Origin of the sequence: Kosmotoga sp. DU53 (assembly GCF_001639905.1) — a bacterium.
GTDB lineage: Bacteria > Thermotogota > Thermotogae > Petrotogales > Kosmotogaceae > Kosmotoga > Kosmotoga olearia.
Window position 1 is genome coordinate 13,064 of the sequence record NZ_JGCK01000063.1, and the last position, 15,501, is coordinate 28,564.

Consider the following 15,501-nt stretch of genomic DNA (forward strand, 5'->3'; position numbering starts at 1 on the left):
TTCATTACTCCTTTCCAGTATATAACCTTGGCACGCGGGCGGTTATTGTACAGGTTATTTCGTAGTTTATTGTGTTCAGTAAATCGGCTATTTCTTCTACCGTTATTCTTTCTTCGCCTTGTGAACCAATCAGTACAACTTCATCGCCTATTTTTGGTTTTTTGTGCAGGTGCGTAACGTCTACCACGAATTGATCCATACAGATTCTACCAAGGATTTTACAACGTTTTCCGCCGATTAGCACTTCGCCACGGTTGGATAATCCTCTGCTGTAACCATCCCCATAACCCACGGGTACGGTGGAAACCACCATTTTCCTATCCGCGATAAAGGTTCTCCCGTAACTCACGCTGTCACCTGGCTTTAAAGTTTTGACGTAAGATACAGCGCTTTTCCATGTTAAAACGGGCTTAAGTTCTGGAATGACGAAATCTCCGGAAGGTTGCAAACCGTAACTGGCTATGCCAAGTCTTATATAATTATATTCCTCACGGTTAAACCGCAATGAACCCGCGCTGTTACATAGATGTTTTACAGGAATTTTTATCCCTTTGCTTTCAAGGGTTTTCACCACGGATTCAAAGGCTTTTCTCTGTTCTATAGAAAACTGTTCTATTGCTTCATCAGCGACGGCAAAATGTGAATAGATTCCTTCTATGCTAAACCCATTTTCCAGAAGGTATTCTATCAGTGATGTGCATTCGTTAGCAGAGGGACCGATACGCTTCATTCCGGTATCCACATTTACATGGACCTTCAGTTTTCTGATCTGGTTACCAAGGACACTTTTAATTCCTTTCATCTGTTCTATCGAATAGGCTGTGATTGTAAGGTTATTTTCAAGTGCTAGAGAGGAGTATTCTGGATCAAAATAGTTAAATACCAGTATGGGAACGTTTATTCCATGGTTTCGCAGTTCGATTCCTTCTTCTAAGAAAGCCACAGCCAGCATGTCAATACCGGATTCAACAGCAGCTTTTGAAATTCCAACAGCTCCATGGCCATAGGCGTTGGATTTTACCACGGCCATAACTTTTGTGGGTGAAACTTTTCGCTGGAAAAACTCTAAGTTTTGTTTGTAAGCTTTCAGGTCTATTTCCAGATAGGTTCTCCTGCTCAACATATACACCCTTGAAAATAAAAGCGCGCTTTGCGCGCTTTTATACTGCTCTCTGGACTTTTCCGGCTTTAAGACATTTGGTACAGACTCTCATCTTTTTGACTTCGCCATCAACTATGACTTTGACCTTCTGGACATTTGGTTTCCACCAGCGTTTGTTTTTCTTATTGGAATGGCTGACAGTATTACCTGTAGTCGGCCTTTTCCCGCAGATCTCGCAGACCTTTGACATTGTGATTGCCTCCTTCCAAAATGCATTCTTTTACATTATAGTTGAGATGTAGTTGTTTTTCAACGGTTATTTTACTACATGGCGAAATCATAGTAGGAATCAAAACTTTAAGGAGTGATGAAAAAATGGGCATCAACACGTTGTGTTACCTCTTTGATCTTGATGGTACCCTGACTACCCTGGATGACGATACTTTTATTAAGATCTATTTTAAGCTACTTTCGGAATATTCCCGGGACAGGGTAGACCCAAAAAGATTGTTGGCAACCATATTAACAGCCGTTAAAAATCTTGAGGTAGAGGTTGAGACGCGGGAAAACAATTACCAGCGTTTTATGAGGTTTTTCTCTAAGAAGATGGGAGACAAGAGCCAGCAATGGTATGAGAGCTTTTTCAACAAATTCTATGAAACGGATTTTGACGGGCTTGAGACTTTTATAAAACCGCGGGAAAATGCAGTGAAAGCTTTGCTGGAGTTAAAAAAACAGGGACACAGAATTGTTCTGGCAACCAATCCGGTCTTCCCATACATAGCTATCGAAAAAAGGATTCGATGGGTGGGTCTCACTCCAGAAATATTCGACCATATTACCACGATGGAGAACAGCCATTTTGTTAAACCATTGCCGGATTATTATCTAGAAATCATGGAAACTGTCGGCGTTTCGCCGAAGGAATGCATTATGATCGGGAACGATGAGATAATGGATGGCGCCTGCAGAAATGTTGGTATTGCATATATCAATATTATGGAGCTGAAAGTGTTGTTGAAGGATCTTTAGATTCTTGCTGGAAAGATACTGGTGAAACGAAAAATTTTTTACTTCTCCCCGGTTCTGAATGGTATACTTTTTGGGGAGTGATAATATGACGCGTTTCTTTCTTGTCCTGTTACTTTTGATGTCGAGTTTGGTTTATGCGGAAGGTGCGTCAAACACACTGGAGATCGGTACTTACACTTTTTACTACCTTTCTCCTGATAGCAGCCCTAACAATTTTTTAAAAGCCCTCATAGTAGGACAAACTACAGATAGAAAGCTTAAAATCTTATATGAAGGGCGTGAATTGAAGTTGACCTTGCCAGGAATAACCTTTCCGGAAGAGGAAAGTGAGTCCATTTGGAGCATGAGGAAGCTTCTGACTGACAGGCTTTTGCTTGGCGAAGAAGTATATTTGACTTTTTCGGAAACCATGAGAGATGAGACGGGAAATTTAACTCCATTGCTGTGGGTTAAATTTGAGAATGACCTCTTCTTACTTCAATCTTTGCTTCTATCCAATGGGCTGGTTGAATTTGATGAGACTACCTGTCCTAAGGATTACAGGGATTTTTTAAAAGCCGCTGAGTTATTTGCAAAAAATAATGGACTTGGTATCTGGACTTCTGAGGATGGAAGTATAAAAAAAATTAAAGTACTTGGGTTCAGTGATATTGGAACCATGACTGTGAAAGCTTCGTTAGGAGATCTAGTAATAGTTGAAATAAGAGAACTTTATGAAATGGGAAGAGGAATCATTGTTATTGAATCACGAGCGAATGAGGTGGAGTTATCTGGAGTGAGGTTAGCGATACTTTCTGATGTTGATGGATCTGAAGAGGATTCTTTTATCTTTGAAGAAAAGAGAGTTTTAGATAGTGGTGAAAAGATTGTTATAGCTGTTGCGCTGGATAGGTCAATGGTTGAGGTGAAGAATTACGATTATGTATGGGAAACCACCATAGATAATGAGAGAGGCAAGTTGAAGATTGCTTATCCCGATGGTAATTACGATATTTTCGAATACAAATACGATAGAAAACTGGATGGTTATGAGGTAACACCGATAATGGAATAGTTATAAATTGAGTTCAACCATTTTATCTCAGTTTATTTGTGTGCAGTACATAACAAGAGTATGAAGAAGGGAGGTACGGGTGTTCTTTCTTCCTCGGTTAAACGGGAAGCGTTTGGATGCCGAAAGCCTATGAAGTTTCTGAGAGTATTTTTTCTGGTGTTAATATCCATGGTGTTTGTGGAGACGGTTTTTGGGTTTGAAGCGTTGGCAACCGGTAAATCCGCGAAGGATTTTGGCGGCAATACGGTTTTGATTGTTCATTATCATCGCTACGACGGTAACTACGATGGTTGGAACCTCTGGGTGTGGCCGCATAAACCACAAAGTCTCGAGGGAAAAAGCTATAGATTTACAGATAAAGATGAATTTGGTGTGTTTTCCATAGTTGTTCTTCCGGATAGTCATACACAACTGGGATTCATTGTTAGATTGAGAGAATGGGAAGTAAAGGATGTTAACGCTGACAGGTTTGTTGACATTCCCGAATCTGGCGTTGCTGAGATATGGGTCTTGGAAGGGGAAATGGAATACTACACTGATCCGTCTAAAGTTGATTTAAGCCCGAGAGTAAAGGCAGCATTTCTGGATAGCTTCACTGAGATTTATGCTTATCTTTCAACGCCCCTGGATACCCGTAAATGGAAGGGGCAGCTTTCGATTAACGTTGATGGCAATAACGTTGCGATCAAAGATGTAAGGAAAGCCGATCCGACGGATATTTCTACCACGAAGTACATAAAGATAACTCTTGAGGATCCTTTGAAGCCCGGAGATGTTCCGAAGGATATAAAGTTGAGGATAAAAGGATATGTTGAAAAAACTGTGATCGCGCGAAAGGTTCTCGATGCCGATGAGTTTTATTACAATGGAGATGATCTCGGGGCAAATTATTCGATCCAGCGTACCGTTTTCAAAATCTGGTCACCGGTTTCTTCGAAAGTGGAACTACTCCTTTACGATGATTTCAATTCGGAAAAACCGTCAAAGGTTGTGGAAATGCAAAGAGCCTCTGAAGGGGTATGGACAGCTACTGTTGAGGGAGATCTTCACCTTACAGCATATAAATATCGCTTCTATTCCTACGGTAAGATCAGGGAAACCGTGGACATTCATTCCAGGGCGGTTACCAGAAACAGTGAAAAGTCTGTAATTGTTGATCTATCCAAGACGAATTTTTTCGGTTGGGAGAAGGAGGTAAAACCAATCCTGCTCGCTCCGGAGGATTCTATAATTTATGAAATTCACATCGCCGATATCACCGCTGATCAATCAACGAATATCGTTCACAAGGGGAAATATCTCGGACTTACCGAAAAAGGCGCAACGGGCCCCGAAGGAGTAAAAGTGGGGCTTGACCATCTTGTGGAATTGGGAATTACCCATGTCCATATAATGCCGATTCATGATATTTATTACATCAAAGAAGGCGAGCCGGATCAGTATGGCTGGGGCTATGATCCCTATCTTTACTGGGTTCCCGAAGGCATTACAGTACGAATCCTTCCGATCCTCTTTCAAGAATCGTTGAGGTAAAAAAGATGATAAAGGCCCTTCATGAAAATAATATCAGGGTTATCCTTGATGTGGTTTATAACCATACTGCTCAAACCGGCCCGGGCTCTCCTTTCGACCAGACGGTTCCTTATTACTTCTATCGAACAGATAAAGCCGGGAATTATACGAATGGCTCAGGTGTTGGAAACGAAATTGCCACCGAACGACCGATGATGAGAAAGTACATTGTTGATTCACTGCTTTACTGGGTTAGGGAGTATCATGTTGATGGTTTCAGGTTTGATCTTCTTGGCCTGTTTGACAGGAGAACAGTTTTAGAGATAGAAAAGGCTCTCCATAAGGTGGATCCAACGATACTTCTGTATGGTGAACCCTGGGGAGGCTTTGGTGCGAAGGTTACCTTTACCAAAGGCGATCAAAGAGGGACCAATGTTGCCCTTTTTAACGATGGTTTCAGAGATGCCATCCGGGGTAGCGTTTTCAATAAGACGGCGAAAGGCTTCGCGTTTGGTTCAAGAGGGAAGGAAACAAGAATTAAACGCGGTGTTGTGGGCAGTATAAAATACGACAGCAAAATCGTTGATTTTGCCGCGGATCCTGAAGAAACGATAAACTACGTTTCTTCCCACGACAATCAAACCCTCTGGGATAAGAACCTGAGCGCTATGTCGAGTGCTTCCGAAGAGTTTCTTAAGTCAGCCCAGAAATTATCGAATGCGATCATTTTGCTTTCTCAGGGAATCCCATTCCTTCACGGCGGTAGCGACTTCTGCCGGACCAAGTATGGTAACGAAAACAGTTATAATGCCGGAATTGAGATCAACAAATTCGATTGGGCGAGAAAAGTCAAATTTCTGGATGTTTTCGAATATTACAAAGGGCTTATAGAGCTCAGGAAAAAGCACATCGCCTTCAGGATGAGGACGGCAGAGGATATACGCTCGAACCTTACCTTTATAAACACGCCGCAAAAGCGCATGGTAGCGTTTATTATAGACGGCAGAAAGCTTGGAGACACCTGGAACAAAATTCTTGTGGTTTTCAACGCCAACACTTCCCCCGTTTATTTCAGGTTGCCGGATGGGGAATGGGAAATGGTTGTTGATGGGAAGATTGCCGGGATAGCCACAATAAAAACCGTTAAGGGTATCGTAAGGCTTGATGGAACAAGTGCGTATGTGTTTCATAGTAAATAACATAAAATGATGGGCATTTTGGAGGTGCACCATGTACAGAAGCTCTGTAATAAGGGTTCTTGAAACCGGCTATCTGGATGAAACCCGTTCCGCCGCACTGGAGTGCAAGAGGATACTGGAAGCGCATGGGTACAAACTGGCTAAACAACTGGATGTGGAACCAATTATGAGCAATTTGAAGGACGCTATATATACCTTAACGCGGGAGACAGGGCTTGTTGTGATTCTTGGCGGAACCGGGTTGTTAAGTCAAGACATTTCCCCGGAGGCTCTTCTTTCGATCATCGATAAACGTGCGACAGGTCTGGAGGTCGCTATGATCCACAGTGCTCTGAAACACGATCCAGGGTTGGCGCTTTATCGTTGTACCGCCGGTACGATACTGAATTCGGTGGTTTTGTGTATCCCGGGGTTTGTGGAATCAGTGTCGTGGCTTTTAGAGCCTATTCTGGATAGTTTGAAGGTGCTAATAGATCAACTGAATCAGGAGGACGGATAAGGTGTTCACGAAGTTTAGAGGAAAATATGTAGCAATTGAAGGGGTTATCGGGGTAGGAAAGACAACGCTCGTGAGGTATCTCTCTCAAGAGTATGCACTGCCGCCAGTTCTTGAGGTTGTTGAAGAAAACCCTTTTCTATCGAAGTTTTATGAAGACATGGAACGTTGGGCTTTTCAGACCCAACTTTTCTTTCTTGTGAGCAGGTTCGATCAGCAGGAGAAGTTGAAGAAAACTCTTCAGATGGGAATGGGTGCTGTTTCTGATTATATATTTGATAAGGACAGGCTCTTCGCCAGCCTGACTCTGAAAGGTGAGCATCTAGGCCTTTATGAAAGAATTTTTGGGCTTCTCAAGAGCCACACGCCCACGCCGGACCTGGTTGTTTATCTTTATGCAGATATTGATGTTCTCATGGAAAGGATTGCTTTGAGGGATCGACCTTTCGAAAGAAGCATGGATAGAGGTTATATTTCGAACCTTGCCGAAGCCTATGAAAGCTTTTTTGGGAACTACGCATGCGCGCCGGTGTTGAAAATCGATACGACAGAAATGGACTTTGTGAGAAACCACAGTGATCTCAAAAAGATATACTCGTTGATAGAGGAGAGATTACCATGATAATAGGTATTTGCGGAAATATAGGAGCCGGGAAATCTTCTTTGACATCGCTTTTACAAAAAGAATTGGGATTTACAGCCGTTTACGAAGCGGTAGATGAAAACCCATTCCTCGAAGATTTTTATAGGGATATGCATAGATGGGCCTTTCATTCTCAACTCTTTTTTCTAATAAAGCGTTTTGATTTCCTGAAGAAGGTGAAGGATGAGGGAACGGTTATCCTGCAAGACAGGACTATTTACGAAGATGTTGAAATATTTGCCCGAAACCTTCATATGATGAAATACATAGATGAAAGAGATTGGAAGCTGTATCATGATACCTTTACAACCCTTTCGGACCATTTAACCCCGCCTTCAGGACTGATATATATAAAATGCTCACTGCCGACGCTGTTGAAGCGTATCCAGAAACGCGGCCGGGGTTACGAGTCGGATATCGATCCCAGGTATCTGGAAAGGCTCAATAATCTTTATGAAGAATGGTTTAGCAGATTTGAATTATCTCCAAAACTTGTGGTTGATGGTGATAAATTGGATTTCGTGGAAAACCCAGAGGATAGAAAAATAGTTTTGGAACAGGTTAGCGGTTTTGTAAAAAATATTGCAACAGGTGTTCAATCAAAACTTTTCAACGGTGGCAAAACATAATTCGGCAAAACATAATTCATTGTAAAAGAAAACGTTAATTTGGAAAGCTGCCGACAATAAACGATCCCTGAGTTTGGGAATGTGGTGATTAACCAATCTTAAAGGATGTTAACCGATGTAGCGAGTTGTTTGCTATAATTGACTTTTATTGCTGTTTTTTGCTATATTTGAATGGGGGATTTCTAAATGTCCCCGGGTTTTCTTATTAAATGTGAGAAATTATTGTCAACATAGAGGGGGTGCACGGAATGAAAAGGTTTTTGGTCGTCTTATTGGCTATTCTTTTGTTGACCCTCACAGGCTTTGGAATTGAGCTAAAGATCAACACAGTTACCGCAAAGCCTTTTATCACGGGGCCAGGTGGAAGGGTATTGTTACGTTGTGATGCTAAAGGTTCAAGATTGCTTGCCTACGAATGGATTGTCATGGATGGGAAGATACTGAAAGATTATGGAAATGGCGTTGCAATCTGGCAAGCTCCAGAAAAAGATGGTGCGTATAAGATACGTGTCATCGTTGATAATGGTATTGAGAAAGTTGAGGGAGAGGTTGTTGTAAAAGTTGACAGTACCTCAGAGAATCGACCACCATTTCAGCCTGATGTTATTTTTCCAAAAGACGGTGTAGAGGAAATACCACTAGATGCGTTGTTATTCTGGGGAGCAGATGACCCGGATGGAGATGTTCTTTTCTACAATATCTATCTGTCAACTGCTACACCTCTTACTGAACCGATTGAAATCGGTTATTTCACACCGGATTACCCAAATACGTTTGCACCTGAACTTGAAAGTAACAAATGGTACTACTGGAAGATTGTAGCTGACGATGGCAGAGGGATGCAATCGGAAAGCCCCGTTTGGTCCTTCAGAACCTTTGATTTCCCACCTGAGTTAGATCTTCCAGAGCAGGTTGTAACAGAAGGAGAACTGCTTTCTGTAAATCTTGAAGAGCATGCCAGCGATCCTGACAGCGCTGACTTGAGTTTTGCATTGATTTCGGGACCTGGAACGGTTGAGAATAGCAGCTACAGTTACACGCCGGATTTCGATGTTGTCGAATCAGGACCGGACGCCTCCAGAACCTTCCTGGTTAAAATAGGGGTAACCGACGATTACGGCAAGAAAGCCTCTTCTGAATTCGTGCTTACAGTTCTTAATAAAAATCGTGTACCTTTTGCTCCATTCAACTGTTTTCCGGCAGACGGAGCAACTGAATTGCCAACTGATACGGTGCTAAGCTGGGCCAGCAAAGATCTCGACGGTGATGAACTTTTTGCTGATCTGTACCTTGGGGAATCCCCAGACGATCTTCAGCTTGTAGATTCGGGAATTCAGGGAACAGTTGAAAATGTGGACGAAACGGGTGCAAAAGACTATGCTTTCGAGATTCAACCGATTTTGAAACCTCACACAAGGTACTTCTGGAAGGTTGATGTTTACGATTATGCTGATTCTACGAGTAGCGAGATTATGAGCTTTGAGACCCTTAATCATCTACCTGAGCTCAGTGTACCGGATCAGGAAGCTACGGAAACTGAAACCGTGGTAGTTAAACTGGGTGAGTACGCCCATGATCCTGACGGAGATTCTTTGAGCTTTAAACTCGTTTCTGGAGTTGGCGCTCTCATTGAAAAGGAAGACGGTGTGTATTACGAATACAAAACAGATTATTATGCTTCAGGAACGTATATTGTTGAAATTGAAGTTTCTGATGGTATAGATTCGGTGTTAGATCAATTTACAGTTACTGTATACGATCTCAACCAGGCACCAATGGTTGACCTTGTTTCTCCTGTTGATGGGGCAACCAATCAGGGGCTTGAGCTGACTCTGAGATGGATTGGTAAAGATCTTGATGGAGATAAGATCGTATACGATGTTTACTATGGTATCGATGGTTTACCAGATGTAGCGGTCATAGAAGGTATTGAGGATACGAGTGTTACGGTTACGCTCGAACCTCACTCGAAGTATGTGTGGAAAGTTGTTGCCCATGATGTCAGACCTGATTCACTTACCGGCGAAAGTCAGACATGGAGTTTCACTACCCTGAACAATCCACCTGATTTGCTGGATGCTGAGTTTGACATCAAAGAGAATGAAACTCTTGAGATTGACTTCAGGGATTACACCACAGAAATTGATGGCGATCCTCTTGCGTACGAGTTGCTTTCAGGCAACGGTACTCTCACGCCTGAAGGTCTCTATAGCTGGACACCTTCCTTTGAAGCATCCGGGACTCATTTCATAAAGGTTAGTGTTACTGATGGAATCGATGGTGCCGTTAAGGTTTACAGAATAACCGTGTACGATGTCAATAGAATGCCAACCGTTGAACTGGTTGCTCCTGAAAACGGGGCCGTTTTCGACGCTGCAGAACAGCCTGAAGTGAAACTTACATGGAATGCTTCTGATCCCGACGGTGATAAACTGCTCTTCAACCTTTACATAACTGATCTGATAACTGGCGAGACCCTGTCTTTCGACGCTCTTGAGCACTTAGAGAAGAGCTTTGCTCTCAAACCACACACAAATTACCAGTGGAAGGTTAAAGTCTGGGATGACAGACCGGATTCATTGAGCAGCGAAACCGATGTGTGGAGCTTTGGAACAATCAACCACAAACCTGAGATAGCAATCCCGGACGTGAGTATAAACGAAGGAGCCACTCTGACAGTAAATCTACTTGATTACGCTAGCGATGTTGACGGTGACGTTCTCGGCTTTGAAGTTGTCGAAGGCCCCGGTGAAATCATTGATGGTAGTTATGTTTACACACCAGACTACGATACAGCTGGCGAGCATTTAGTTAAGGTTAGCGTAACTGACAGTATAGATGAAGTTGCTACTGAGTTCACAATCACTGTCGTGAACGTTCCTCAGAAACCCATCTTGATTGAACCGGAAAACGGAACAATAAATGTGACACCGTTTGTAACGCTCAAATGGACACATTCCGAATACGACTACGAAGGAATTCTGTACGATGTTTACTTCGGTGAAACGGCTGATAGCCTGGAAAAGATTGCTGAAAACACGGCGGATACTGAATTAAAACTTCCAAGGTTAGAATACGGTAAAACCTACTACTGGAAAGTTGTAGCGAAAGATAATGGATTTGAAGCCGAAAGTGATGTATGGTCATTTACGCCAACTATCTTTATCGACGTTCTCTGGAAACATCTGCAGGACGGATTGATTTATTCATCTGCTGCCTGTCTTGAAAATAGCCCAATTTACAACATTGTGGATGGAAAACTCTATGCTTACAATCCAGAAAACGGCGAGGTAGTCTGGAAATTTGAAACTGGTGCTCAAGTAGAACAATCAACGCCATCTATTGACGATTATGGCACCATTTACTTTGGTACCACAAATGGTGTTCTCTACGCCGTAAATCCAGATGGTACGGAAAAATGGTCAGTCAAGCTCAACGGTAAGATAAACGCCAGCCCTGCTATATCTGGTGATAGGACCATTTACATTGGTACAGCTAGTGGATACTTCTACGCTGTTTCTCCTGCGGGAACTATCCTGTGGGAACTCAAAATAGGTTCGAAGATTGTTTCCAGCCCGGCTGTTGGAAATGATGGAACGGTTTACTTTGGTGCTGCAGATAAGAAGCTTTATGCTGTCGATTATGCTGGAAACATTGAATGGAGCTTCGAAACCGGTGATTGGGTCGAATCAAGTCCTGCGATTGCCGAAAATGGAGACATTATTTTCGGTTCCGATGATGGAATCCTCTACAGAGTTGATAGAAATGGAAATCTCGTGTGGACATTTGAAACAGCCAATCCAATAAGAGGCGGAGCAGTTATAGGACCTGATGGAACGGTTTACGTAGGATCTTATGACTGGAAGCTCTATGCTATCAATCCTGATGGTACCGAACGCTGGAGCTTCGAGACCAATGGACCCGTTCACTCCGTTCCGACGTTGACAAAAGATGGAAACATTATCTTTGGTTCCATGGATGGAGGCCTTTACTCTCTGAAATCCGATGGAAGCATTAAATGGAGGCTTATAACAGATGGCTGGATCTGGGCAAGCCCGCTGGTAACTGATGATGGAACAGTGTACATTGGATCCCACGATAGATATATGTACGCACTTAGCGATGATAATGGTGGCATCGCTAACGGCCAGTGGCCAACATTTGCACTCAATAGTGCCAGAACTGGAAATCTCCAGCCTGTAGTAATACCTCGTGAAGTTCTTGACATTTTGAGCGATTCCCTCTATATAGTGAAACTTAAAGAGTTTGCTGACTTCAACGTTGAAACACTAGTAAACAATGGAGCTGTAAAAACCGAAAGTGGTTATGTAGTTTGGGAAAGCGCAGTGAAAGAAAAGCTAGAAGCTCTGACTGATATTGATGGAAATATTCCAATTGTCGATCTCGGAGAAGCAAGTATAAAGTATGTTGTTGATGAAAACGGTAATCTCTATGCCGGACCAGTCGCCGATACAGCCAAACAACTGGCTCTGCTCGCAATTCCAGCAAACCTCAACTACAAGGACTTTGAAGGGAATTACTTGAGTACTGAAGTGGTTTCCGAGCCGAAAGACGCCGCTCTTGAAACCTCTATTAAGACAACGCTGCTTATGGCTTTGATCAGCGAGGAATACAAAGAGCTTCTTGCAAATGGGGTTGTAACGGGTGGTCCGGAAAATTACTACGAATTCTACAATGAGCCTGTAATCTTCTATAACGCCACGGGTACCGACATCACGATAACCAGGGCATGGCTCATCCACATATGGAAACATGAAAAGGTCAGTGAGGAATACCTGAAGTACGCCGATGAGTGGAACAAGAAATGGTCACCAATCGTTCCAGATGCCAGTACAGGTATCGAATTTAGTAAGACACTAAAACTGACCTTTGAAGGTGTAGAAACAGATTCCGTTTTTGTCGAAACCTACAATGAAAACTTTGCTTCTCCTAAGATCCTGCTCAAGGAGAACGAAACGATTCTCGAAATCTCCGGTATCGGGAACACGAAGAGCACGGTCCTGCTTGACGATGAGTTCCCAACCACGGTCGAGATGAAGTCGATCAGTAACTGGCTCGTGACGAGGCATGTAATATCCATTGCAACACTTGGTGGAATTGTCGAGGCTTCTGCCAGTGAAATACCGGCTGACGGTTACGATCAGAATCCACAACCTGAACAGGTGGTGTTCACACCGGGTACCAACAGATAAGTTAAGTAAGTGCGATTGAGTTTCCCCGGGGCTATTTAAGCTCCGGGCTTTTTTTGAGTATGGTGCGGAAAAATCATGTATAATTGCTTCTGATTGCTAACTTTTTGGGGGTAAGTATCAGTGCAGAGAGTTTATATATTGAATGAGCAGATGACACCGGCATTGTTTAAACTTGCGTGGCCTACCATCCTTTCTATGCTGTTCCAGACGCTGTACAACGTCATAGATGCTTTCTGGCTGGGAAAGTTGGGAAAGATAGCCATTTCAGCTCCAACGATAGCGTGGCCTGCCATATTTCTTTTGATTTCTCTTGGGAGTGGTCTCGGGGTTGCCGGACTTGCGATGGTATCCCAGTATGTTGGGGCGGGGGATTTCAAGAAAGCGTCAAAAGCTGCAGGACAGATCATATTGATAAGTACAATATTTGCGACAGTTATTGGGATTATTGGTGGAATATTCAGTGGTGGTATTTTGAAGCTCATGAGGATTCCACCGGAGATGTTTGACAGCACCAGGATCTATATGCAAACCATATTCTTTGGTGCCCCATTAACCTTTGGAACTTTTGCTATTGCGTCCCTGTTTTCCGGTTGGGGTGATACAGTTACCCCAATGATATTAACGGGTCTGTCGGTTCTTTTCAACGCCGTGCTAGACCCTCTGATGATTTTCGGTATCGGTTTTCCTCGGTTTGAAGTATTTGGAGCTGCACTGGCAACAGTTATATCCCGTGGAGTGGTTGTCATTTTCGCGCTGTACATACTTTTTAGTGGTAGACGGGGAATAAAACTGACGTTTCACGATATGGTGCCAGATGTTTATATGATCAAGAAAATATTTTCAATTGGGTTTCCATCATCGTTGGGGCAATCAGTTACCGCTTTTGCCTTTTTAATAATAATGGCAATAATATCCAGATTTGGGCCTGTTGCCACTGCTGCAGTGGGTGTTGGTAATAGGGTTACTTCTATTGCGACAATGTTTTCTTTCGGCCTTGCACAGGCAACATCAGCTATGGTTGGTCAGTACCTCGGGGCAGAAAGAAATGACGATGCTTACAGGGTTGTATGGAAATCTGCGGGAATAAATATGGTTATTGTGGGTGCTATGTGTACTGGAACTTTTTTCTTTGGCAAAGAAGTAACCGCGTTCTTTATAAATGAACCGGATGTACTGGTTGAGGGATTCCGGTATTTTCGGATCGTGTCTCTTTCAATTCCATTTTATGCCACTTTCAATATATTCGATGCTGCTTTGAGGGGTTCCGGTTATACGGTCGCTTCTATGATTTTGAATATCGTCAGGCTTTGGGGTATACGCCTACCTCTAATATACTTATTTGGGTTGTCAATGGGAACTCTTGGAATCTGGTATGCAATGCTGATCAGTAACATTTCTATCGCAATTGCAGCTGCTTTTGTTATAAGTTCTAAAAAATGGCTTAAAAAGGTGATATAGAGAACAAAAGCCGTGGATACGCCACAGCTTTTGTTCTGTTTTTTTTGAGGGTGAATTAGACAGTGATCAGAGAAAGAGTCTCTTCGTAATCATCAAGCCAGTATGCTTCAGGATTTCTTTTCAGTATCAGGAATTTGTTGTAGTTTTCGGGTTTAGCCGCCCTATGGTATTTCATATAAATATGTTCGTCATCAAGACCAACAACTTCAATTTTTCCTGTCATATGGGACATTGCAAAACGTGCTCTTTTAGCTAATCCTGAAACCATTGCGGTCGCTTTTCTGAAGATCTCGTACCCTTCTTCGATCGGAACAGAGTAAGCTTTGTTACCTTTTGTCGGTCGGCATTGGAAAACATAATAAGGTGGAACCCCTATAAAGGAAAGTTTTCTGAACAGTTCAGCGAGTGTTTCTGGACTATCATTAATTCCGCGGATCAACGGAGTCTGGTTTGCCAGTTCTGTGCCTGCTTCTTTAAGGAGATTGATTGCTTCGATGGCAACATCCGTTATCTCTCTTGGGTGGTTGAATTGAGTCATTATGTAAATACGTTTTTTGGGAGTACTGTATTTTTTGAGTAGTTCTATGAGCTTTGGATCGTCGATAATCCTATAAGGGTTGAAAGCGACCATCTTTGTTCCAATTCTAATAATCTGAACGTGATCAATTTTTCGCAACCTGCTTATTATGTTTTCCAATTTACTTGTTGAAAGCATCAACGGATCTCCACCAGAGAGCAAAACATTCGTAATCTCTTTGTGTTTTTTTATGTATTCCAATCCGGGTTCAACATCAATCATGATTTCCCGATTTCCAGCAAGAAAAACCCTCTTTCTAAAACAGAAACGGCAAATGCCGCCGCAAACACGTGAAACGAGCATCAGAGCAGTATCTTTGTATTTATGTTCCAGCCCGGGTGCAACCGTATACTTGTGCTCGTTGGAAGCGTCGAGTTCTCCCCATTCGATGAGTTCATCCATCGATGGAATGATTATCCTTTTGATGGGATCGTTGGGATCGTCCCATTTGATTAAATTCAAGTAGTATTCGTTAGTCCTGAATACAAATTTTTCCGTAACCTTTTTTAGCTTTTCTTTTTCAGTTTTATCGAGTTGAGAAATCTGGTCAATTCTGGTGAGATATTTTGGATTACCCACGATAACA

10 protein-coding genes and 1 pseudogene are annotated in these 15,501 nt (G+C 42.6%); 8 read left to right on the forward strand and 3 right to left on the reverse strand.

Translation table 11 applies throughout. The features are described from left to right. Window positions 1-4: 4 nt before the first annotated feature. On the reverse strand, window positions 5-1,123 hold the full coding sequence (gene alr, locus DU53_RS08685) for an alanine racemase (RefSeq protein WP_063728425.1): 1,119 nt from the start codon (window positions 1,121-1,123) through the stop codon (window positions 5-7). A gap of 37 nt (window positions 1,124-1,160) precedes the next feature. Further along, window positions 1,161-1,352 carry a 50S ribosomal protein L28 gene (gene rpmB, locus DU53_RS08690; RefSeq protein ID WP_015868994.1) on the reverse strand — a complete coding sequence of 64 codons (192 nt, stop codon included), beginning with the start codon at window positions 1,350-1,352 and terminating at the stop codon, window positions 1,161-1,163. A 41-nt stretch (window positions 1,353-1,393) separates the two neighbouring features. Between rpmB and DU53_RS08695 the strand changes: the two genes are divergently transcribed. The 8 genes and pseudogenes from DU53_RS08695 to DU53_RS08730 all read left to right on the forward strand — a co-directional run bounded on the left by DU53_RS08695 (window position 1,394) and on the right by DU53_RS08730 (window position 14,338). Then, complete coding sequence (locus DU53_RS08695; RefSeq protein WP_161484780.1) at window positions 1,394-2,134, forward strand: HAD family hydrolase; 741 nt, start codon at window positions 1,394-1,396, stop codon at window positions 2,132-2,134. 85 nt (window positions 2,135-2,219) lie between these two features. Beyond that, window positions 2,220-3,188, forward strand: a complete 969-nt coding sequence (locus tag DU53_RS08700) for a hypothetical protein (protein WP_063728429.1) — start codon at window positions 2,220-2,222, stop codon at window positions 3,186-3,188. A 129-nt stretch (window positions 3,189-3,317) separates the two neighbouring features. Beyond that, window positions 3,318-5,899, forward strand: a pseudogene (gene pulA, locus DU53_RS13355) (type I pullulanase). Between the two features lie 31 nt (window positions 5,900-5,930). Continuing rightward, window positions 5,931-6,398: a molybdenum cofactor biosynthesis protein B gene (locus DU53_RS08710; protein ID WP_015868998.1), complete on the forward strand. Its 468-nt coding sequence runs from the start codon at window positions 5,931-5,933 to the stop codon at window positions 6,396-6,398. A gap of 1 nt (window position 6,399) precedes the next feature. Further along, window positions 6,400-7,017, forward strand: coding sequence for a deoxynucleoside kinase (locus tag DU53_RS08715; RefSeq protein WP_015868999.1), 618 nt, complete (start codon window positions 6,400-6,402; stop codon window positions 7,015-7,017). Continuing rightward, window positions 7,014-7,667 carry a deoxynucleoside kinase gene (locus DU53_RS08720; protein ID WP_015869000.1) on the forward strand — a complete coding sequence of 218 codons (654 nt, stop codon included), beginning with the start codon at window positions 7,014-7,016 and terminating at the stop codon, window positions 7,665-7,667. The genes DU53_RS08715 and DU53_RS08720 overlap by 4 nt, the downstream gene beginning before the upstream one ends. 248 nt (window positions 7,668-7,915) lie before the next feature. After that, window positions 7,916-12,880, forward strand: coding sequence for a PQQ-binding-like beta-propeller repeat protein (locus DU53_RS08725; protein ID WP_015869001.1), 4,965 nt, complete (start codon window positions 7,916-7,918; stop codon window positions 12,878-12,880). A gap of 120 nt (window positions 12,881-13,000) precedes the next feature. Further along, a complete protein-coding gene (locus tag DU53_RS08730) occupies window positions 13,001-14,338 on the forward strand; it encodes an MATE family efflux transporter (protein ID WP_015869002.1) in 1,338 nt (445 codons plus the stop codon). Between the two features lie 55 nt (window positions 14,339-14,393). Here the strand turns inward: DU53_RS08730 and DU53_RS08735 are convergent, their stop codons facing one another. Then, window positions 14,394-15,494 carry a KamA family radical SAM protein gene (locus tag DU53_RS08735; RefSeq protein ID WP_015869003.1) on the reverse strand — a complete coding sequence of 367 codons (1,101 nt, stop codon included), beginning with the start codon at window positions 15,492-15,494 and terminating at the stop codon, window positions 14,394-14,396. Between the last annotated feature and the right edge of the window lie 7 nt (window positions 15,495-15,501).

Excerpts from the sequence above, each read along its gene's own strand:
- alr (WP_063728425.1), bottom strand. The coding sequence starts at position 1,123 with ATGTTGAGCAGGAGAACCTATCTGGAAATAGACCTGAAAGCTTACAAA.
- rpmB (WP_015868994.1), bottom strand. The coding sequence starts at position 1,352 with ATGTCAAAGGTCTGCGAGATCTGCGGGAAAAGGCCGACTACAGGTAAT.
- DU53_RS08700 (WP_063728429.1), top strand. The coding sequence starts at position 2,220 with ATGACGCGTTTCTTTCTTGTCCTGTTACTTTTGATGTCGAGTTTGGTT.
- DU53_RS08710 (WP_015868998.1), top strand. The coding sequence starts at position 5,931 with ATGTACAGAAGCTCTGTAATAAGGGTTCTTGAAACCGGCTATCTGGAT.
- DU53_RS08720 (WP_015869000.1), top strand. The coding sequence starts at position 7,014 with ATGATAATAGGTATTTGCGGAAATATAGGAGCCGGGAAATCTTCTTTG.
- DU53_RS08725 (WP_015869001.1), top strand. The coding sequence starts at position 7,916 with ATGAAAAGGTTTTTGGTCGTCTTATTGGCTATTCTTTTGTTGACCCTC.